The organism is Paenibacillus amylolyticus (genome assembly GCF_003719335.1).
GTDB lineage: Bacteria > Bacillota > Bacilli > Paenibacillales > Paenibacillaceae > Paenibacillus > Paenibacillus amylolyticus_D.
Genome location: NZ_RIAS01000006.1, coordinates 294,036 through 314,468, shown reverse-complemented (window position 1 = coordinate 314,468; position 20,433 = coordinate 294,036). Strand labels below are relative to the sequence as shown.

Sequence of the window (20,433 nt, the reverse complement as noted above, 5' to 3'; positions counted from 1 at the left end):
ACATGAGTTAAAGAGTTAAGCAAAAGACCTGCTGCGTTCGGTCAAAACGTGATATAGAAATTCCGACACAGAGGAACGTTCATGAGTAAACCAGTTGAAGGGGTTTGCGGGCAGACAGAATCATGAAAAAAAATTTCGCATAATATCTTTAATCTAAGAATACTATTTTGTATATATCGAATGGAGGAAAAGAAAATGATGTTGGATGTAGGATTGTTGTTGATTCGTTTGGTGATTGGTTTGTCGTTCATGGCGCACGGGGCACAGAAGTTGTTTGGATGGTTCGGAGGATATGGAATCAAAGGTACAGGCGGATGGTTTGAATCCATGGGCATGAAACCTGGTGCACTCGTTGCTTTGCTGGCAGGACTTGCTGAATTCGGCGGCGGATTGCTGCTCGCGCTGGGTCTTCTGACACCGGTAGGCGGAATTCTGATCGCACTGACTATGGTGATTGCCATCGTTAAGGTACACGGTGCTAACGGTTACTGGTCTACACAGAACGGATTTGAGTATAACCTCGCCATCCTTGTGGTGGGTGTGGCTCTGGCTCTGACAGGCGGCGGGCAATATGCGCTGGATGCACTGATCTTCTAAAATCGAATGATCTGTAAGACATGAGAGGAACCCGAATGCCAGTTACATGGCGGAAGGGTTCTTTTTTTGTGAAGAAAAGTGTTGAATTGGTGGAAGCTAATCGGTTATTTTCGGCACAGATTATGGTACAATAGGAGAGTTGAATTGAGAACGAGGGAAAAAGCATGAATGGAAGCACTGATCTGAAAGGATGAACTCCATTGTAAATGTGTAAAATGAATTTATCGTGTACCTCTGATGATGAGGATGACATGCGAGTTTATAATCAACCGGCTTAGCCTTGGTGGCATAAAGTTTTAGAGCTTACAACTAGGTTTGAAAGTTTACCGAGTGAATCTATGGATGACCGGCGCTGACCGGATTAACGTGAATGAACGGATGAAAGGGATAGACGCTATGAGCAAAGCTGCAAATAACATTCTTCAAAAGGAAGTGGACAAACGCCGGACGTTTGCCATTATCTCTCACCCCGATGCGGGTAAAACGACTTTGACCGAGAAGCTGCTGTTGTTCGGGGGAGCGATTCGCCTTGCGGGAACGGTTAAAGCCCGGAAAGCGAGCAAACACGCGACAAGTGACTGGATGGAAATTGAGAAACAACGGGGGATCTCGGTTACGTCCTCTGTAATGCAGTTCGATTATCTGGATCATCGGGTGAACATTCTGGATACTCCTGGTCACCAAGACTTCAGTGAGGACACGTATCGTACACTTACAGCTGCCGACAGCGCGGTGATGTTGATTGACGTGGCAAAAGGTGTCGAAGCACAGACAATTAAATTGTTCCAGGTGTGTGCGAAGCGCGGCATTCCGATCTTTACGTTTATCAACAAGCTCGACCGTGAGGGTCAAAGTCCGTTTGATCTGATGGAAGAACTGGAGAACGTGCTGGGTATTCGCTCCGTGCCGATGAACTGGCCGATTGGAACAGGCCGCGATCTGTGCGGTGTGTATGACCGGATGAAAAATCAGGTGGAACTGTTCCAGGGCGACGATCATTCGACGATCAAAGTGCAAAAAGTCGATGGATACAAAGATCCGATTATCCGTGAGATGGCGGGCGAGTATCTGCATGATCAGCTGTGTCAGGAGCTTGAACTTTTGGATGTCGCGGGTGACCCGTTTGATATGGAAAAGGTACAGCGTGGCGAATTGACTCCGATCTTCTTCGGTAGTGCAATTAACAATTTCGGTGTGCAGACGTTCCTGGAGAACTTCCTGGAACTGGCTCCGAAGCCAGAACCGCGCCGCAGTACCGCAGGCGAAATTGAACCAACGAATGAGAAGTTCACTGGTTATGTGTTCAAAATTCAGGCGAACATGAACCCTGCGCACCGCGACCGGATCGCGTTCTTGCGGATTGTATCGGGCAAATTCGAGCGAGGGATGAGCGTTAAACATAATCGTGTGGGCAAGGAAATTAAACTGTCCCAGCCGCAGCAATTTCTGGCACAAGATCGGGATATTGTTGAAGAGGCTTATGCAGGCGACATTATTGGTTTGTTCGATCCGGGCATTTTCCGGATTGGGGATTCGCTGAGTCAGGGCAGTGAAGTGGTATTCGATGAATTGCCAACGTTCTCGCCAGAGATTTTTGCGAAGGTAACGGTTAAAAATGCCTTGAAACACAAACAGTATCAAAAAGGGATCGATCAGCTTACGGAGGAAGGTACCATTCAGGTATTTAACACGGTGAGCTTTGATGAGACCATTCTGGGCGTAGTTGGTCAGCTCCAGTTCGAGGTATTCGAATACCGGATGAAGGGTGAATACGGGGTAGATGTGCAGCTGCAACGGATGCAGTATCAGTTTGCCCGCTGGATCGTGGACGAGAACTTAGACCCGAGTAAATTCCGGATCAACTCTGCCCTGGTAAAAGATAAAAAAGGAAACTATGTTGTACTCTTCGAGAATGAGTATGCGATGAGAACGGCGATCGATAAAAATCCAACGGCGAAGTTCCTGGAAACTGCGCCTTAATGTTACCGAGATATAATGAAATCCCTCCGCCGCGTGGTGGAGGGATTTTTTGCTTATCCTTACCTATTTGGCAGCATTATTCTAACTGCCGGGTTAGGGGGACTTTTTTTTGCAGACAGAACAAACGGTTTGATGGTTCCCTTATCCCGCTAATACTTCGGTTATCGAAGTGGTTGAACGGGAATGGTGTGCAGATGCTCCTGCGCGATTTGAATCATTTCATCCTGCTTGGCAGGTTCGGTGTTCTTCCAGATCATCTCGAAAATGGCACCAAGTCCAGGCAAAGCTGCTTCAGGTCCATCCACTGATCCTTCGATCATCTCCCGGAGCTGGTCATCACTCTTGTCATGGACCTTATGAACAATCGCTTCACGCAAGCTTAATGTAATGGGCATCGCAATTCCCTCCTCGTGTTATTCGGCTGCTGTATTACTGTTCCCTGTGGAGGATGAGCGCATTCAAGTTTTTCTGTCTTTGTGGTATACTACGAAGGATTATTTACGTTGGCATCGTACCGGAATTGGTACGTCTTGCCGTAATGCAGCGGGAGGTTAAATACCCTGATGGCGAAGAAACAATATGCTGTAATCGGTATGGGACGATTCGGGTCAAGTATAGCGCATGCACTGAGCGGTATGGGGTTTGACGTGCTGGCGATTGATGCGAACGAGCAGCGGACGCAGGAAATGTCCAATGTGGTGACCCATGCGGTATCGGCAGATTCAACGGATGAAGAAGCGCTGCGAGCGCTGGGAATACGTAATTTTGACGTTGTCGTTGTAGCGATTGGCGAAGATATACAAGCGAGTATTTTGACCACTTTGATATTGAAAGATATGGGTGTACCCGTATTGATTGTAAAAGCTCAGAATGAATTGCATGGCAAGGTGTTGCAGAAGATTGGTGCGGACAAAGTGATCTACCCTGAACGGGATATGGGTCTGCGTGTAGCGCATCACTTAACATCCCCCAACATTCTGGACTATATTGAGTTATCTGAGGATTACAGCATTCTGGAGATGAAGGCCTCTGAGCAGATGATTGGCAAAAACCTGCTGGAGCTGAACATCCGGGCACGTTTCGGCTGTAACGTTATGGCAATTAAAAGCGGGGGTTCGATGAACATCTCTCCTTATGCCGAGGATCGGATTGCAGATGGAGATGTGCTGGTTATTGTCGGGCACAAGGATCATCTGACCAAGCTGGAGCTGGCCTATCCAAAGTGATTAAGGAATAATAATGAGCCCGAAAATGGGAAGGATGGAACGATGGATATTGTATCACCGCAAAATACACGTGTAAAAGAATGGGCACAGTTGCTGGAGAAAAAGCATCGAACCCGTCAACATAAATATATAATCGAGGGTATTCATCTCGTACAGGAAGCATTGCGTGCCGGAGCTGATCTGGAGTGTATCGTGTACGATGGTGAGCAGGGAGTGCCTGTAGAACTGGCTGGACTGGAGAATCCACTGAAGCGAGTCGAGTGGGTCAGTGTGTCTCCTGCCGTGATCGCCAAATGTACGGATACGATGACACCTCAGCCGATATTTGCCATCGTGCGAAAAAGCAAAGAGTCGCTGCAAAGTCTTATCGCAGAGCCACAAGGATTGGTGGTTGTGCTTGATGGTGTGCAAGACCCTGGCAATGTGGGTACGATTATTCGCAGTGCGGACGCTGCCGGAGCCGCAGGTGTCGTTCTTGGCGCTGGTTGTGCGGATGTGTATAACCCGAAGACGATTCGATCAACGATGGGCTCTTTGTTTCATCTGCCTATTGTGGAGGGCGAGTTGCAGTCGTTGCTTCCTGAAGCAAAAGCCGCAGGCGTGAGGCTGGTTAGCACCTCTTTGCAGGCAGCGTATTCGTGTTACAGTTATGATTTTACCCAGCCTGTGTGGCTTGTTATAGGAAATGAGGGCAAGGGCATCTCAGACACCACGGCACAGCTCGTTGATGACGCAATTACGATTCCGATGCAGGGACAAGCTGAGTCGCTTAACGCCGCGATGGCAGCAACGATATTGTTGTTTGAAGCGATGCGGCAGCGGATGGTTTAACAAATAAAAAAATCCTGCTGTCCAATTTTATTTTTTAACGTTTTCCCAACCATTGTTCAAGTATTTTTCTCTATCATTCTATAAGTGTATTTACTTAACCCAAAGTATTAACTATAATAAAGACAATTAAATTGAATATCTCAAATCGGAAGCACCGATCAACCTTAAAGGGTTAGATTGGTGCTTTTTTATTTTTTAAGGGAATCGAGGAAGAGATAGCCAAAGTGCAGGATCAAAATAAACATACGTTTGATTTTGGGGAAGGGGAAAAGTGATATGGAGAAAGAAGAAGAGTTACTCCTGGTTGTTCGGCTAATGGTTGGAGGAGGATTATTGTTTTTGAGCCGAGGCATTTATCAACTGTATGGTCACGATCTGCTAAACAGAACTTTTATGGAAATTGTATTCATTTTCATGTTTGTGGTGATGATGCGGTTGTTTCGTAAGTTGTCACTTTTTCAACTCGCCTTAGATGTATTAAGGGATGTTTATCGCTTATATAGAAAGAGTCGGAATAGTGACTAAGACAGCTCTTTTAACCGGTTATCAACCTATTTTCTAGAGTATTGCAATGGGATCGTACGCAGTGGCTCTTGTCGATTGTCTGAACTTTCCTTGTTAACTATCCCAAATGAGGTAAGATTATTGGTATCTTCAAAAGAATGTGCCACGCTCACGTTAATGTACAAGATGCTGCCAGCGGTCTTTGGTATTGGTACGTGATCAGGGCGACCTTAAAGGGAGTTATCTGGATGCTACAGGTTCAATTATGTTTTGTATATGCTATGGTCAAAGGACTACGGCTTGGTTATCTCATTCCAATTTTTCTATGTATGAGCCTATTCCAACTTCAGCCCGAAGTTTTTGGAATAGGTTTTTATTATGTTTATAAAAAATTTAAAATTAAATCGAACGATATCATAGACCTAAACCAATATATAGTATCAGCAGAAAGGGGATGGAAAATGAGTGAACAGAATGAGTACATAATATTGGTGAAACTTACCTTGGCTGGAGACCATGAGGCTTATGGAGAGTTATATGAGAAGACGGTAACGGATGTGTATCGTACGGTTCGTTTTCTGGTGCATGATGCGGCGGATGCCGAGGATCTGGTGCAGGAGATTTATATTCAGGCTTATCGATCTCTGGCACGATATGATCCTGGACGTGCTTTTCGGCCTTGGTTAATGGGGGTTAGCATGCGACAGGTCAAAAGTTACCGACGTAGGAAAATGATGCAGTTTCGCTTTAAGCAACGGATGGAGCAGATGGATACAGGTATGGAATATGATTTTTCACCACATCTGATTCGTAAGCTGGCCAATCTTCCCTTACTGGAGCAAGTGCAGCGTCTGCCTTACAAGTTGCAACAGGTAGTGACTTTACACTATCTGAACGAATATACCCAGGAAGAAGTCGCTGATATTTTAGATATCCCGCTGGGTACGGTCAAATCTCGAATTCATGCGGCACTCACCAAGTTGAGACAGAAGCAGCAACTGCACTCTGAATTTACGAGAAAGGTGGACAATGCCAATGAAATTGGATGAACAGTTACGGTCGGCATATCAGGAGAAAACGAAAGATTGGATCATCTCGGATCGTGTCAAACATAATGTAATGAATGGGACTCTGAGAAAAACGACTAATGTACAACGAAGCAAAACATGGCGGGTGACCATACTGCTGCTGGCAGCGCTTCTTATCCCTACAGGTGCTTACGCGGGGTATACATATCTGGCTGACAGTATATATGGTTCACGGGAAAACATCACCCCGTTAGGTGGGACAGCAGCAGATTACGAGCGATTGGAAGCAAAGCTGCAGCAGGCCAAGGCTCATTTTACGGAAAGTGAATTCGGGCTTTATATGGGACTGCTCAAACAATTTGGACAAATGGCATTGATCCATGCTGATGCCCAGGGGAAAATGAATCCGGATAGCTGGAGTATAGAGGAGCAGGAAAAGTACAAGCAGATTACAGCAAAGCTTGAGCCCTTTTTTGATAAAATAAATTCGTTAGAGAACAAGTCGTCAAAATCTATACCTGTTTCACCGAGGCTGATGGATGAGGATGAATTTTGGACGGAACAGTTTACCAAGGCTGAAAAGTTGTTTACGAAGGAAGAATATGCCGACTTTAGATCCGTATATGAACAAATGAAGACGTATAAAACGAAAGTAGAAGATACAGACGGGAGTTACCACATGGAGCGTTTATCCAAGGATCAGCGAGCTAATCTGGATCAATTGACAGAGTATATGAGTGCGTATTTGGAAAAACTGGGGCTGGATGTACGCTGATTCATACGGTTCATCTATTCCATATTATCTCATATGTACGTTCTAAGGGAAACGTCAAAACGTCATCTCATTCCACTCCTCATCCTTAACCGATACTGATGTGGTGTGGTGCCGGTAGCTTTACGAAATACTTTGCAAAAATAAGATGGACTGGACATGCCGACACGGTGGCCGATCTCAGGAATGGATAAAGATGTACGACCGAGCAGTACGCAGGCTTGACGAATACGGGTGGCTTGAGCATATGCAATAATGCTGGTGCCGGTTGCCTTTTTAAACACATGGGACAGGTGATAAGCAGAGAGATGCAGTTCATCTGCAATATGGGCTAAACGAAAAGGTTTCGCGAAGTGTTGCTCAATCCACTGCATGGCTGCTCCGGCGTGGGGATCGATGATTTCTGAACGCCCTGTTGGTTGGTTTGACGAATACTGATCTAGGGGACGGGCTGTTATATTCCAGATGTAGCGTAATTGCGTCAGTGCATCCAGTACAAAAAGACAGGCATCTTCCGCAGCTTCATGAGGTAATAATTCAGGGTATTGTTCACCGAAAAGTTCCATTCGCTGAATGAGTGGTGAATCCGGTAGGAGAAAGATCGGTTGTATAGAATGCTGCTCATTGAGAAGGTGTTCGGTAAATTGATGAGTGGCTATGAAGTGTGGCCAATAGGCATGTAGTAACTCTAGCTCCACCATAAGCACCGTGCGTATAAACGGGTGTGCTTCAGATAACTGAATTTGCACATGGTGCATCTGAAAAGGCCGGAAAATCATCAGTGTACCCGGTTCAAGTGGAAATACCTGTCCCTCGGTAATCAATTGCCCGTAACCGTCATGAATATAGGTTAATTCTAGCTGTGAATGAGCATGAAAGACCTCGCGAAAGGCTACATGGGATGTACGGCGACATGCCAGGCTGAATTGCCTATCACTTATATGTGACATAGAAATCAGATGACCTCCCTTACCATCGCAAGATAGTTATATTTTATCACAGAATACATGCATAAAAGCGCTTTATTCCGAGGTATTGTGAAAGAACTAAGGGAGGGATAGAGTGATGATTAAAGTAGCTATTATTGGTGCTGGTGCGATTAGTAGTGCGCATATCTCTGCGTATATGAAGTTCCGGGAGCGATGCCGGATTGTAGCTGTGGTCGATGTGTATGTGGAAAAAGCGCAAAAGCGAATCCTTGAGTACGGACTACATGATGCTGTTGCTGTAAGGGATTATCATGAACTGCTACAAAACGATATTGATCATGTATCGATCTGTACACCTCCGTATACCCATGCTTCCATCGCGTGTGATTTCATGAAGGCTGGCAAGCATGTATTGGTTGAAAAACCGATGGCTTCTTCATTGGAGGAAGCGGATCAGATGCTGAAAGCAGCGCAGGATAGCGGCAAACTGCTGTCGGTTGTTGCCCAGAATCGGTTTACCACTCCCATGATGAAGCTTAAAAGTGTAATAGACAGCCGTCAAATGGGGCCCATTCTCCATGTTCAAGTGGACTCCTACTGGTGGCGAGGATATAGCTATTATGATCTGTGGTGGCGTGGGACTTGGGAAAAAGAAGGAGGCGGCTGTACGCTTAATCATGCGGTACATCATATAGATGCCATGCTCTGGATGATGGGGGCGCCCATCGAGGTGCAGGCTATGATGGCCAATACGGCACATGATAATGCCGAGGTGGAGGACATATCCATGGCGATGCTACGCTTCAGCCAGGGAGCAGTGGGTATGATTACAAGTTCCGTGGTACATCACGGAGAGGAGCAGCAGTTAATTTTTCAAGGAAAAGAAGCCCGCGTGTCGGTTCCCTGGAAAGTAGTCGCATCCACTTCGCAAAGTAATGGATTCCCCGAACCTAATCCGGATCTCGAACGGCAGCTTCAGCAGCAGTATGATGCATTGCCGGAAGTTATTCATTCAGGTCACGCCGGACAGGTAGAGAATGTGCTGGATGCTATAGAGAAGGGGACATCGTTAGTTGTTGATGGAGAGAGCGGACGTGATACGCTGGAGCTAATTGTTGGGATATATAAGTCTGCAAGTACTGGGGAGAAGGTGGTTTTTCCTATACCATCGGACGATACATTTTATTCCAGAGAGAGTATGATGCGGCATGTTGTTCACTTTTATGAAAAGAAGTCGTCTGTTGAAAATTTTGAGGATAGGGGCATTACGCTTGGACGCAGATTGGATGCAGAGTGAACAAAGATAAGATAACGTTTAAGTAGTACCTCATTATGCAGGAAACAGAAAAATATAAAATGAGAAAGAAGCCGCTTTATCTACGGATAAAGCATTTTTTTTTATTCAAATACGATCGTGATCCTCATCATGTAGTTTTGGTAATAATGAGCTGGATACCAAACAACAACAGGGCAGACCAAGATGCAGAAAAATGTGGAGTGTGAAAAAAAGAATCCTATTGCATGAAAATATTGTTAGTTTTTAATTTATATGATACTATTTTACGGGATTGGAACCAAAGTAATAGGTCTTTGGAATCAAAACAGAGGAGGAGACAGAGTATCGTGAAGAAGTGGGGAAGTTTATTTTTATCAGGAGTTTTGTTATTTGGGAGTATGGGCACAGCAGTTCAGGCTGAAACTGTAACCGATGCAGTGTATGATCGTGACGGGAAAGCAACTGTTGCCGTAAAAACGTTTAAAGACTTAAACGGGAATTGGGCACAGGAAGTCGTTGAAAAATGGGCTGGTAGAGGTATTGTACAAGGAAATAAACAAGATCTTTTCTTACCTAAGGAAGAAATTACACGTGCCGAGTGGGCGGCTATGATTAATCGTGTTTTCCAGTATGAACAAGTTGGTCATTCAACTTTTACCGATGTATCTCAATCTGATTGGTATGCTCAAGATGTCGCTAAAGGCGTTCAAGCAGGATATATTCAAGGATACAAAGACGGTTCTTTCCACCCAAATGCTACACTAACAAGGCAGGAGGCAGCAACTGTAGTATCACGAATTTTAAACTTGCAGGGTAGTGGAGAGACCAGTTTTACAGATCAGATAGATATTAAAAGTTGGAGTAAAGAGGCTGTAAGTGCTGCTGCTGAGAAGCAGATCGTCGTAGGCTATAGCAATGGTAGTTTCAAACCGAATAGTGCAGTCACCAGAGCTGAAGCAGTACAGATTCTAGACAGGGCTTTTAGTACATATGGAAGCTGGTACGGACAAGAAGGCCAGTATGGTTCTAAGGACAAGAAAGAAGAGATTCAAGGAAACGTAGTCATCGGCGCTTCGGGCGTAACTCTTCAGAATATGACTATTACAGGTGATCTGATTATCAGCAAATCTGTTGGTCAAGGAGATGTATTCCTCAAAAACGTAACAGTTCAAGGAAAAACTTACGTATATGGCGGTGGAGAGAATAGTGTACATCTGGAAGATTCCGTTTTGCTGACGGTTATTGTCAACAAAAAAGATGGCACAGTTCGTTTGGTTGCTTCGGGAAAAACGGAAGTACATGAGATGACAATTCAAACTTCTGCAAACATTGAATCTAATGGAACTGCAAAAATCGATAAGCTCAAGCTATCCGAAGCACTTCCCGAAAAGTCCAGAGTATATCTTAAAGGGAATTTTGATACCGTAGATGTTGAAGCTAAGAGTATAAATATTCAAGTTCCTTCTGGAACGGTTACGGAACTAAATTTTGCTGATTCGGCCGAGGGAACCGAAGTTCAGATTAGTAAGGAAGCAAAAGTAATAACAGCTATCCTTAATGCAGCAGTCAAGATGTTTGGGACAGGCACCGTGGAACAGGCTACAGTTAATGCTGTGGGTGTAACTATGGAAAAGGCACCAAACAAAGTGATTTTAGGTTCTTCGGTACCTTCAGGTACAACCGTACAAATTGACGGTACGAGCAAGCCCGTCACTTCGATTCCAACTTCAAATGTACCCTATGGAAGCACTGGATCATCTTCAGGTTCAACTGGTGGAACGGGCAACTCAAATTCTGGAAGTCCAACCCCGGGAAGCCCGAATCCGGGAAATGGAGGTTCTACCCCTTCACCAAGCGGTCAATATGGCAGTTATGAGGGAGGCTCCTTTTTTATACTAGGTACAGAAGAACAAGCGATTACAGCAACGGAGTCAGTATATGTGTACAGTCCTCGGAGCGGTAATGTTTATGCTACTACTCAGAATATTGATGGCAAAAATCTTATTCTACTCGATGAAGCAGTAAAAGCTGGAGCAGCTATTAAATTCCCCATTGTGGCAAATGAAAGAACAGAAGTTCCAACAGCTGAGCTAATTAATCACTATGGCGGATTAAGAATTTTTGTATTGGATGCAATGAATAATAGTTCTCAAGTTAATTATTATAATGTCATGGATGGTCCAGATAAACCTTTGGTTCAGAAGTCAACAAGTATGAGTGGAAGCTGGGTTTCCATTCGGGAATCTTATTCCATTAGTTTTAATCGGATGATTATGGAGTCTGAACTAGGAAAATTAAGAGATTATATTCTCGTTTCTACAGGGTCCCAAACACCCAATTTTGTTCCTCTTGATCCAGAGGATGAAATCTCAATCAAATACAACAAAATTGAGATCAATCCCAAGAAGGCAGTTCTGGGAAAAAGCACCTACTTTAAGGTGTTAGAAGGCGCGGTTTCTACAACGGATAGTGTTTATAAAAATGAAGTTTATACCACATCGAAATTTATTTCATATACTCGTCCCGTATTTGTAGATCATCCAACTGAATGGAGAATACAGGAGCCTGTTGGCACTGTGATTAAATTTACTTTAGACTATGGTGGGGGCACGGTTTACTTTGTTTACGAGGATACCTATGGTACTATAGCCAATTTTGAAAAAGAAGTCAGGGATGGTCATGGAATGAAGTTAGAAATCCCGCAAGATATCGAAGGAAAGGTTTTTGAATTCGACACCAAAGATTTACAGCCAGGAAAATATCGATTCTATATGGCTAATGGATACACGATTTACGTAACCCTGAAATAAACATAATTTTCAAAAAACGGAGGGATGAATTCCCTTCGTTTTTTTGTCTCTCATTTGTTGAACTGCGGCAGAATATGATTAATGAACCATTGTCCTGTATGGTCCTGTAAAACAGGACCATAACGGTTACAGCCACTTCTCCGCCCATCGCTCGACAGCGCTTAACGCGCGCCCGAGTTCGCTTCCTTTGCGGGACAACATATATTCAGTCCGAACGGGACGTTCAGTAACGACATGCCGTACGACCAGTCCCTCTTCTTCCAATTCCTTCATACGCTCATTCAATACACGTTTGCTCAAATCGGGAATATAAGCATGAATTTCACTGAAGCGTTTGGGTTCTTCCATTAACGCATGGATAATTAATGCTACCCATTTTCGGCCAATGATCTGATAAGATTGTTCCACTTTTGAGCACATTTGTTTGGCATTCTCATCATCGTTCATAACTGTACTCCTTTGGTTTAGTATCCCTTGTAATATACTTAGTATACTTATTGTAACCTTCTTGTCCACAGGGGATATGTATAAAATGTCACAATCCAATTGCTATTAAACTTACCACATAAAGCGTTAACATTCAACAAAACCCCTGTAAACACTGGAGTTCACAGGTTCGACACGAATGTTGACGAATTGTGACGACAGGTGTAATATGGGTAACGTTAATTCTAAAGGTTACAATTTATAACCTGATCAAAGATGATTAAGGTTGTGGAGAGAAGGAATGTTCCCATGGTTGGATTGAGGCAGCGTTAATAAACGGAGGCAAGGCGGGCGATGTGCCCACTTATTCCGTCTTTTGTCATGCTTGGATTTGACCATTTTGCAACATCATATACTATACTGCACAGATCATAGGAGGCACTCCAATGGATGCAATGACATTTGTCCTGTTCGGGGCAACAGGCGATTTAGCCAAACGTAAAATTTACCCTGCATTATACAATCTGTACGTAGATCAGAAAATGCCGAAGGCATTCTCCGTCATCGGTTTGGGCCGTCGTGAACTGTCAGATGCAGACTTCCAGGCGAATGTGGAAAAGTCACTGCAGGAATTCTCCCGTCAAAAGCCGGAGGAGGCATCACGGGTACGTGATTTCATCGGAGCTTTCCGTTACTGTTCGCTGAACAATACGAAGCTTGAAGATTACACCCGGTTGCTTGAACTGGTACAAGAACGTGAACAAGAATTGAATATCCCTGAAAACCGCATGTTCTATATGTCGGTTGCACCTGAATTTTTCGAGCCAATCGCACTGAATATTCAAGAAAGCGGTCTGGGCAACACGAAGGGCTGGAAGAAACTGATTATCGAAAAGCCATTTGGACATGATTTGCAATCTGCTCGTGAGCTGAATGAGAAGTTGAGCAATACGTTTGCGGAAGAAGAAATTTATCGGATCGACCACTTCCTAGGAAAACCAATGGTACAAAACATCGAAACATTGACGTATGCCAACCCGGTGATTCAGGCACTTTGGTCTAACCGTTACATTGCGAATGTGCAAATCACAGCCAGTGAAACCGTAGGTGTTGAGGAACGCGCTGCGTATTATGATCAAAGTGGTGCGCTTCGCGATATGTTCCAGAACCATATGCTTCAACTGCTGATGATGATTGCGCTGCATCTGCCAAAACGCTGTACACCGCAAGAAATTCAGTATAAAAAGAAAAAAATTGCTGAGTCGCTGCGCCCATTAAACAAAGAGAATGTAGCATCAGAAGTGGTTCGCGCCCAATATGGTGCAGGCGAGCTTCAAGGCTCCGCAGTCGTTGGTTATCTGGACGAGCCTGGTATCCCTGCTAACTCACAGAATGAAACCTATGTGGCTGCAAGACTGTGGCTGGATGACCCGTTCTGGGACGAGGTTCCATTTTATATCCGTACAGGTAAACGCATGGCTGAGAAATCGACACGAATCGTCGTTGAATTCAAGGCGCCGCTCAAAACAGGGCATGAGTCTGAAAACACGATGGCTCCAAACCTGTTGACGCTGGAGATTGGTCCTGGCGAAAGTATCTCTCTTCAATTAAATGCGAAGAACCCACTGAACCATGGTGAGGTAGAACCGATGCACATGACCTTTAACTCAGGAGAACGTAACGTTCCTGAAGCGTACGAGAACTTGATCTTTGACGCGATGCGTGGAGACTCCACATTCTTTGCACACTGGAACGAAGTTGAACTGGCATGGCAGTGGGTACAACCGATCCAGGAAGCCTTTGAGGCAGGTACCATTCCACTGGATACGTACAATGCAGGTTCGAATGGACCTGAATCAGCCGATCGCTTGACTGCGGAGAATGGATTCCGTTGGTGGTAAGAGAGGAAACATTCCTCAACTATTTTCAAAATATTTCATTGCTTTAAATTATACCGTTCCAATTTTGCATAAGCCCTTCTAGCTTATCCAGCCAGAAGGCCGCAAACATTTTATATATAGATGATTGTTCCTTTTAAAGTGTTTCGTTTGACAGCAAAGAGAGTGGAGGGGACGAAATCGATTCCGAAGAAGCGAAGCGTGCGCCTTTATCACCGGATTTTCTCCTTATCAAAGGAGATCAAAAAAATCTGGGGATAACAGCGCTCGAAGGAACGATTCGTAACCGTAACGGGAATTTGCTGCATGGCCAGGAACTACTTTCATTGAACAATTTGAATACTAAACATTTGCATAAATAGGAGGATTTTATCATGAAACTTGGACTTATCGGACTCGGAAAAATGGGCTTGAACCTGGGTAGAAACCTGATTGATCACAAACACGAAGTGGTTGCCTTTGACCTGAATGCAGAAGCGGTTAAAGAAATGAAAGAATACGGCGCTCAAGGCGTTTCCTCATACAAAGAAATGGTTGAATCCTTGGAATCTCCACGCGTGCTGTGGATCATGGTTCCTCACAATGTAGTGGATGCTGTACTGGCTGAAGTAAGCCCGTTGCTGTCCAAAGGTGACATTATCATCGAAGCAGGGAACTCTCACTACAAAGAGTCCATTCGTCGTTACGAACAGCTGAAACCACAAGGCATTCACTACATGGATGCAGGAACTTCAGGCGGTATGGAAGGTGCGCGTAACGGTGCATGTTACATGATCGGTGGAGATCCGGAAGCTTGGGCGATCGTTGAGCCGGCTTTCAAAGACACTTCCGTAGAAAACGGTTATCTGTACGCGGGTAAAGCAGGCAGCGGTCACTTCCTCAAAATGGTGCATAACGGAATCGAGTACGGCATGATGGCTTCCATTGGTGAAGGCTTCGACGTATTGGAGAAAAGCGGATTTGACTTCGACTTTGAACAAGTTGCGCGTGTATGGAACAACGGTTCCGTAATCCGTTCTTGGCTGATGGAGTTGACAGAGCGTGCGTTCTCCAAGGATGCTAACCTGGATGAAATCAAAGGGGTTATGCACTCCTCCGGCGAAGGCCGCTGGACTGTTGAAACAGCATTTGACCTTCAAACGGCTACACCGGTTATCGCCCTGTCCTTGCTGATGCGTTATCGTTCCCTGGAAACCGATACGTTCACTGGTAAAGTCGTTGCAGCCCTGCGTAACGAATTCGGCGGACATGCGGTTGAAAAAAATTAATCTGTTCATTAGACCAAACCTAAAGATTCCTCATTTGTGAAAAGTAAAACCTTTCGCCTGTGCAGATGGCATATCTGCCACGGGCGGAAGGTTTTTTTGTGCCCGGAGCAGCCTGATTTGTACAACCTGCGGATGTACCGATCAGACTACTCCGTCGTGCATTACAGAGTGCTGTCCTTCTTTTTCAGGACAACATTGCATATGGATAACATATAAGCCTATGGCTCATCCCGCAGGGGAGGGACGCTCCGATGATGCGAAAGAGATGGCGAAGCCGTAGACGGCGGTCTAAGCCGCCAAGCGGCAAGCGGAAAGTATGGTTAATTGCTTTGCTCGTAGCTATATTTTGTTTGATGCAAGGCTTTGCATACGTGGACAAAAAGATGAAGCCGCCTATTATGCACTTGGCCAAGATCAGGGTGAAGCAGATTGCAACTGAAGCGATTAATAAAGCAATTACGGCTCAGGTTGCTGAAGGCAAGACAACGGAAGGTTTGATTGATTGGAAAACTGACACGGCGGGCAAAGTTTCAGGTTTCATGCTGAACTATAACGAGCATATGCGCATCACGGCAAGTACGATGAATGTCGTGCAGTCTACCCTTCAGAACGTGCATATGTTAAAAGAAAAAATTCCCCTGGGGCAGGTGCTGGGCAGCCCGGTTATGGCTTCATTTGGCCCAAGCATCCCCGTTCGTATTGAACCTCAGGGGGCTGTAAAGGTTGACCTGAACACCCGTCAGCAGAATGCAGGTATTAACATGATTCTGGTCGAGGTATATATCCACATCATTGCTGAGGTTGCCGTTGTAGTGCCTTTTGACATGGAACCTGAGACCGTAGATACCGAAATCCCTATCTCATATTTACTCGTTGTTGGTGATGTACCGATGTATTATTACGATAATCAGGGTAGGCCTGTCGGAAGCAATGGCAGTAATGCTCCCGCAATCGCGTTGCCTTCTGGGCAGACAGGTGTATCTAGCGGCGGTAATGGTCACACGGGGAGTGGGAGTGGTACAAACAATGGTAATGATAATGGGAATGGAAATGGCGCGCGCAATAGTGGTGAGACACCAGGTAATCAGCCACAGATTCCAAGTCCGCAGCAAGCGCCGGGAAGCAATACACAGTCAAACGGGCTTGAACTTGAACTGGACCCGCCTGATCTGAACGGGAGTTTCCAGTCCGGACAAAATGGGCATTGAGCCGCTGAATTTCTTGCTTGCAATATCTCCTCAAGCTCAACCATAGACAGAGAAAGGGGAACCTCGCGTGAATCGCAGAGGTTCCCCTTTCTGAGCACATATTCAACAAGATGTATGCTGCCCGCCTTTTATTTACTCTTCTTGTTTCTCTGGCTTCGTTCTTCCTGTTCCCAGTGTCTAAGTAACGGATAGGGATCGAAAGACCATTCATGCAGACCACTGTCCCGGTAAATGCCGTAATGAAGATGCGGAGGGAATTTACCTTGAGTTCCCGGCTTGCCGTAGCCAGAGCTGCCAACCCAGCCTACAACCTGACCAGGAGTAACCACATCACCGATCCGAACCCCTTTATCAAAGCCGGACAAGTGAGCGTAATAATGATAATGATTGTTCAAATCCCGAATACCAATCCGCCATCCGCCGAATGGATTCCAGCCTTTAATCTCCACAATGCCGTAACATGTACTGCGAACAGGCAGACCATGTGGAGCAAAAATATCGGTACCTTCATGAATGCGATATCCACCCCAGCTGCGTTTGGTTCCCCATGTGCTGCGATAGGAATAATTGGTACCCAAAGGAACAGGAAAGGCATGTCCGAATAGATCGAGGTTGTCAAAATGCTCATATAATTTCGCAAATTGCTGAATTCGTTGCACGGCTCTCGAATTGTGATAGTACTCCCATAGTCCAATGCCAAAGTCCTCCGATTTGTTTCCGTATTGCTGGATGATTGACGCCATGCTGTAGAGTACATCCAAATCATTGTTCGGGTCCGCAATCCCGTCTCCTGAACCATCTCTGCCTTTTCCGTTGAAAAAAAGAATCGATTGGGGATGCTGGTCTGTCTCATCCGGATTCAACCACCCTCTCCAAGCCGGAGAGGTCAAGAAAATACCAGTCAAACGTTCAGGATGTTTGCGATCCTTGGGATGTGCTCGTGTAATCGTTCGTTCATACTGATCAATGGCGGCCAGCCTGTACCATGGAACTTGGGTCATCTGACCAATGCTTTCATACAGATGCCGACGTGCAGCGAAAATGTCGGCTGCTTTGGGCTCTGAAGCTTGGGTTTGGTTCGTTGTTTTCTGGACAGACTCTCCGTAAACATCAGCAGGCAGGAATGGGAGAAGCATCGCGCCTGCGAGTAACGTTTTGATGCAAAAGCTGTGCGTATTACGGAGTATCCACTGATGTTGCACAGGGAAGCAGCCCCTTTCCGTTAAGATGATGCGCTTATGCCCGATAAATCAAGCTATATCTTAGCGTTCTTCAAACGTTCTGTTTTTATCCATTTCGTTGTGTAAGCACAAGATGTGACAAATGGGGGTTTTTCCAAGCCTTTCATGGTATAATATGTTCCGAGCAACAGCCTAACTTCAGTAGAAAGAAGGTTTATGCATTGGCTAAACGTGTTAAAGAACCGAAACCGGACTGGATTCGGATCAAATTGACAACCGGAGATAACTATCAGGAAATTAAAAACATGATGCGTTCCAAAACATTGCATACCGTATGTGAGGAAGCACGGTGTCCGAATATTTATGAATGCTGGGCGAATCGAACAGCGACTTTTATGATTTTGGGCGATATTTGTACAAGAGCATGCCGATTTTGCGCGGTCAATACCGGTTTGCCTACCGAACTCGATTTACAGGAACCGGAACGTGTGGCTGAAGCAGCTGAGCAAATGAATCTGCAACATTGTGTCATTACAAGTGTGGCCCGGGATGATTTGAAGGACGGAGGAGCGACCATTTTTGCCGAAACGGTGAAAGCCGTACGCAAGCGTCTGCCACTATGCAGTGTGGAAGTGCTTATTCCGGATTTTATGGGGGATCGGGATTCACTGCAGATCGTTATGGATGCTAAGCCGGATATTTTGAACCATAACATCGAAACCGTTGAACGGTTGTCAGACAAAGTGCGTGCCAAAGCCAAGTATAAACGTTCACTGGAATTGCTCGCTCGTGCCAAAGAGATGCAACCTAACATCCCAACGAAATCGAGTATTATGCTCGGTGTAGGTGAAGAATATAACGAAATTTTGGCAACGATGGATGATCTTCGTGCGGTGAACTGTGACATTATGACGATCGGTCAGTATTTACAGCCATCCGAGAAACATCTGTTTGTTGAGAAGTATTATCCGCCTGAAGAATTTGCGGCATTGAAACAAGAAGGATTGAAGCGTGGATTCAGTCACGTCGAATCCGGTCCAATGGTACGCAGTTCTTATCATGCCCATGAACAGGTAAAATCAGCGAATCAGCATACGGAACAGGCGGCAACACACGCGTGATGGAGGAATCCGGATTGGAACAGAACAAAAACACGGAAGAACAGCTGGAGAACGAGCAACAGACCGAGCAACAGCTGCCGGAAACGGAACAGCAGTCTGTACAGGAGCAGGAAAAGCCTAAGGCACCAGTCATTGTTCAAGTCGGCGGCAAAAATTATGAAATTGTACAGAACCACAAACAGGGTTGGAACCCCGAAGTGTTCCGTGACCGGTACAGCGAAGTGCTGGAGCGTTACGACTATATTATTGGTGACTGGGGATATAGCCAGCTTAGACTTAAAGGCTTTTATCGAGACAATCATCCCAAAGCAACGAAGGATTCAACCATCTCTTATCTTGTGGATTACATCAACGAGTATTGTAATTTTGGCTGTGCCTACTTCGTACTTCAGAAGTGCAAAGAGCAGCCACAAGCCAAAGCAAAAAGCGGTTCCTGAGAAGGACCGCTTTTTTGGTGCGCATACATCATTTTTGTTAGTCAGCCGACATGTTGGCCTAATCAAGAAAGGCAGTGCGAACCCGGTTCCAGAACGGATATGGGCGAAAACGCGCAAAGCTGACCTTCTGCTCAGAGACCTGGCAGCGAACGGAGATCAGATCCTCAACCATGACATTGACGTGATCAATGGTTAGCAACAGACGCTGATCTTTGCGTGAGAAAATGTCACAATGGTGATGCTTGGGCAAAATGACAGGTGAACCGAGCGTCCGGTAGACACGGTTATTAATGGAAGCAATCTCAGCAATCTGAATGGCTTCGATCGTTGGATGCACCATGGCTCCGCCGAGTGCTTTGTTGTACGCCGTACTACCTGAAGGAGTGGAAACACAGATCCCATCCCCCCGGAACATCTCAAATGTAACGTCATTGATGTCCACTTGTGCCACAACGGTACCGTCTACCCCTTTTAACGTAAATTCATTCAGAGCGATGTACGAGGCATTGCCTGACTTTTTACGAATCTCCAGTTCGAGCAATGGATACTTCACAATACGCGGTTTAAGGAGATCAGGATCACCTTTACCACTCATAAGTCGAATCAATTCCCTTAATTCTTCCTTCTTCCAATCGGCATAGAAACCGAGATGGCCCGTATGAACCCCAACAAAAGCAATATCCGGAATGCGGTCGATGAAATTGTGAAAAGCTTGAAGCATCGTTCCATCGCCTCCGATGGAGATGACAATCTCCGGCGATTCTGCATCCAGCTTGAATCCTTCTTCCTTCGCCAGCGCATGAAACTGCTGACTGAGATCAATCGATAACTGGTCTCCGCGGTCTTGAACATAGTATCTCAAGATGAAAGCTCCTTTGTGGTCATTATACTACCGATGATAATCAATTCCGCGCCAGAACACAACGTCCGATTCAAACTTC

Annotated in this window: 19 protein-coding genes; 14 read left to right on the top strand and 5 right to left on the bottom strand. The window is 45.4% G+C overall.

Annotation, left to right across the window (positions count from 1 at the left end):
• Positions 1-198 precede the first annotated feature (198 nt).
• Together EC604_RS14015 and EC604_RS14010 are read left to right on the top strand one after the other, a co-directional pair.
• Entirely contained in the window at positions 199-597 is a 399-nt protein-coding gene (locus EC604_RS14015) for a DoxX family protein (protein WP_053783291.1), read from the top strand.
• A 396-nt stretch (positions 598-993) separates the two neighbouring features.
• Positions 994-2,577: a peptide chain release factor 3 gene (locus tag EC604_RS14010; protein ID WP_123064777.1), complete on the top strand. Its 1,584-nt coding sequence runs from the start codon at positions 994-996 to the stop codon at positions 2,575-2,577.
• Between the two features lie 161 nt (positions 2,578-2,738).
• On the opposite strand, the gene sspI is transcribed toward EC604_RS14010, so the two are convergent.
• The gene (gene sspI / locus EC604_RS14005; protein ID WP_123064738.1) at positions 2,739-2,972 is read right to left on the bottom strand and encodes a small acid-soluble spore protein SspI; all 234 of its coding nucleotides are present in this window, start codon (positions 2,970-2,972) and stop codon (positions 2,739-2,741) included.
• Between the two features lie 168 nt (positions 2,973-3,140).
• Between sspI and EC604_RS14000 the strand changes: the two genes are divergently transcribed.
• The 5 genes from EC604_RS14000 (at position 3,141) to EC604_RS13980 (ending at position 6,941) form a co-directional block, all read left to right on the top strand.
• Positions 3,141-3,803, top strand: coding sequence for a potassium channel family protein (locus EC604_RS14000; RefSeq protein WP_123064737.1), 663 nt, complete (start codon positions 3,141-3,143; stop codon positions 3,801-3,803).
• Positions 3,804-3,845: 42 nt separating this feature from the next.
• Complete coding sequence (locus tag EC604_RS13995) at positions 3,846-4,634, top strand: TrmH family RNA methyltransferase (protein ID WP_123064736.1); 789 nt, start codon at positions 3,846-3,848, stop codon at positions 4,632-4,634.
• Positions 4,635-4,910: 276 nt separating this feature from the next.
• The gene (locus EC604_RS13990) at positions 4,911-5,159 is read left to right on the top strand and encodes a hypothetical protein (protein ID WP_123064735.1); all 249 of its coding nucleotides are present in this window, start codon (positions 4,911-4,913) and stop codon (positions 5,157-5,159) included.
• A 440-nt stretch (positions 5,160-5,599) separates the two neighbouring features.
• Complete coding sequence (locus tag EC604_RS13985) at positions 5,600-6,187, top strand: sigma-70 family RNA polymerase sigma factor (protein ID WP_123064734.1); 588 nt, start codon at positions 5,600-5,602, stop codon at positions 6,185-6,187.
• Positions 6,174-6,941: a DUF3600 domain-containing protein gene (locus EC604_RS13980; RefSeq protein WP_123064733.1), complete on the top strand. Its 768-nt coding sequence runs from the start codon at positions 6,174-6,176 to the stop codon at positions 6,939-6,941. Before EC604_RS13985 ends, EC604_RS13980 begins: the two co-directional genes overlap by 14 nt.
• Before the next feature lie 62 nt (positions 6,942-7,003).
• Here EC604_RS13980 and EC604_RS13975 read toward each other — a convergent pair whose 3' ends face one another.
• The gene (locus EC604_RS13975) at positions 7,004-7,888 is read right to left on the bottom strand and encodes an AraC family transcriptional regulator (protein WP_123064732.1); all 885 of its coding nucleotides are present in this window, start codon (positions 7,886-7,888) and stop codon (positions 7,004-7,006) included.
• Between the two features lie 115 nt (positions 7,889-8,003).
• Here EC604_RS13975 and EC604_RS13970 point away from each other — a divergent pair, with 115 nt between their 5' ends.
• Positions 8,004-9,164 carry a Gfo/Idh/MocA family protein gene (locus tag EC604_RS13970; RefSeq protein WP_123064731.1) on the top strand — a complete coding sequence of 387 codons (1,161 nt, stop codon included), beginning with the start codon at positions 8,004-8,006 and terminating at the stop codon, positions 9,162-9,164.
• Between the two features lie 326 nt (positions 9,165-9,490).
• Positions 9,491-11,953 carry an S-layer homology domain-containing protein gene (locus tag EC604_RS13965; protein ID WP_161556927.1) on the top strand — a complete coding sequence of 821 codons (2,463 nt, stop codon included), beginning with the start codon at positions 9,491-9,493 and terminating at the stop codon, positions 11,951-11,953.
• A 126-nt stretch (positions 11,954-12,079) separates the two neighbouring features.
• Here EC604_RS13965 and EC604_RS13960 read toward each other — a convergent pair whose 3' ends face one another.
• Complete coding sequence (locus tag EC604_RS13960) at positions 12,080-12,400, bottom strand: winged helix-turn-helix transcriptional regulator (RefSeq protein WP_090919666.1); 321 nt, start codon at positions 12,398-12,400, stop codon at positions 12,080-12,082.
• Positions 12,401-12,825: 425 nt separating this feature from the next.
• On the opposite strand from EC604_RS13960, the gene zwf reads away from it, so the two are divergent.
• The 3 genes from zwf (at position 12,826) to yunB (ending at position 16,753) form a co-directional block, all read left to right on the top strand.
• A complete protein-coding gene (zwf, locus tag EC604_RS13955) occupies positions 12,826-14,280 on the top strand; it encodes a glucose-6-phosphate dehydrogenase (RefSeq protein WP_123064729.1) in 1,455 nt (484 codons plus the stop codon).
• 371 nt (positions 14,281-14,651) lie between these two features.
• Positions 14,652-15,545, top strand: coding sequence for a phosphogluconate dehydrogenase (NAD(+)-dependent, decarboxylating) (gene gnd, locus EC604_RS13950; RefSeq protein WP_123064728.1), 894 nt, complete (start codon positions 14,652-14,654; stop codon positions 15,543-15,545).
• Positions 15,546-15,796: 251 nt separating this feature from the next.
• Positions 15,797-16,753, top strand: a complete 957-nt coding sequence (yunB, locus tag EC604_RS13945; protein ID WP_123064727.1) for a sporulation protein YunB — start codon at positions 15,797-15,799, stop codon at positions 16,751-16,753.
• 128 nt (positions 16,754-16,881) lie between these two features.
• Here yunB and EC604_RS13940 read toward each other — a convergent pair whose 3' ends face one another.
• A complete protein-coding gene (locus EC604_RS13940; RefSeq protein WP_430538779.1) occupies positions 16,882-17,955 on the bottom strand; it encodes a M23 family metallopeptidase in 1,074 nt (357 codons plus the stop codon).
• Between the two features lie 200 nt (positions 17,956-18,155).
• Between EC604_RS13940 and lipA the strand changes: the two genes are divergently transcribed.
• The gene (gene lipA / locus EC604_RS13935) at positions 18,156-19,055 is read left to right on the top strand and encodes a lipoyl synthase (protein WP_123064726.1); all 900 of its coding nucleotides are present in this window, start codon (positions 18,156-18,158) and stop codon (positions 19,053-19,055) included.
• Between the two features lie 14 nt (positions 19,056-19,069).
• Positions 19,070-19,492, top strand: coding sequence for a YutD family protein (locus EC604_RS30520; RefSeq protein WP_240036864.1), 423 nt, complete (start codon positions 19,070-19,072; stop codon positions 19,490-19,492).
• Between the two features lie 58 nt (positions 19,493-19,550).
• Here the strand turns inward: EC604_RS30520 and EC604_RS13925 are convergent, their stop codons facing one another.
• Complete coding sequence (locus EC604_RS13925) at positions 19,551-20,354, bottom strand: NAD kinase (protein ID WP_123064725.1); 804 nt, start codon at positions 20,352-20,354, stop codon at positions 19,551-19,553.
• Positions 20,355-20,433 lie beyond the last annotated feature (79 nt).

Excerpts from the sequence above, each read along its gene's own strand:
- EC604_RS14015 (WP_053783291.1), top strand. The coding sequence starts at position 199 with ATGTTGGATGTAGGATTGTTGTTGATTCGTTTGGTGATTGGTTTGTCG.
- EC604_RS14010 (WP_123064777.1), top strand. The coding sequence starts at position 994 with ATGAGCAAAGCTGCAAATAACATTCTTCAAAAGGAAGTGGACAAACGC.
- sspI (WP_123064738.1), bottom strand. The coding sequence starts at position 2,972 with ATGCCCATTACATTAAGCTTGCGTGAAGCGATTGTTCATAAGGTCCAT.
- EC604_RS14000 (WP_123064737.1), top strand. The coding sequence starts at position 3,141 with ATGGCGAAGAAACAATATGCTGTAATCGGTATGGGACGATTCGGGTCA.
- EC604_RS13995 (WP_123064736.1), top strand. The coding sequence starts at position 3,846 with ATGGATATTGTATCACCGCAAAATACACGTGTAAAAGAATGGGCACAG.
- EC604_RS13990 (WP_123064735.1), top strand. The coding sequence starts at position 4,911 with ATGGAGAAAGAAGAAGAGTTACTCCTGGTTGTTCGGCTAATGGTTGGA.
- EC604_RS13985 (WP_123064734.1), top strand. The coding sequence starts at position 5,600 with ATGAGTGAACAGAATGAGTACATAATATTGGTGAAACTTACCTTGGCT.
- EC604_RS13980 (WP_123064733.1), top strand. The coding sequence starts at position 6,174 with ATGAAATTGGATGAACAGTTACGGTCGGCATATCAGGAGAAAACGAAA.
- EC604_RS13975 (WP_123064732.1), bottom strand. The coding sequence starts at position 7,888 with ATGTCACATATAAGTGATAGGCAATTCAGCCTGGCATGTCGCCGTACA.
- EC604_RS13970 (WP_123064731.1), top strand. The coding sequence starts at position 8,004 with ATGATTAAAGTAGCTATTATTGGTGCTGGTGCGATTAGTAGTGCGCAT.
- EC604_RS13960 (WP_090919666.1), bottom strand. The coding sequence starts at position 12,400 with ATGAACGATGATGAGAATGCCAAACAAATGTGCTCAAAAGTGGAACAA.
- zwf (WP_123064729.1), top strand. The coding sequence starts at position 12,826 with ATGGATGCAATGACATTTGTCCTGTTCGGGGCAACAGGCGATTTAGCC.
- gnd (WP_123064728.1), top strand. The coding sequence starts at position 14,652 with ATGAAACTTGGACTTATCGGACTCGGAAAAATGGGCTTGAACCTGGGT.
- yunB (WP_123064727.1), top strand. The coding sequence starts at position 15,797 with ATGATGCGAAAGAGATGGCGAAGCCGTAGACGGCGGTCTAAGCCGCCA.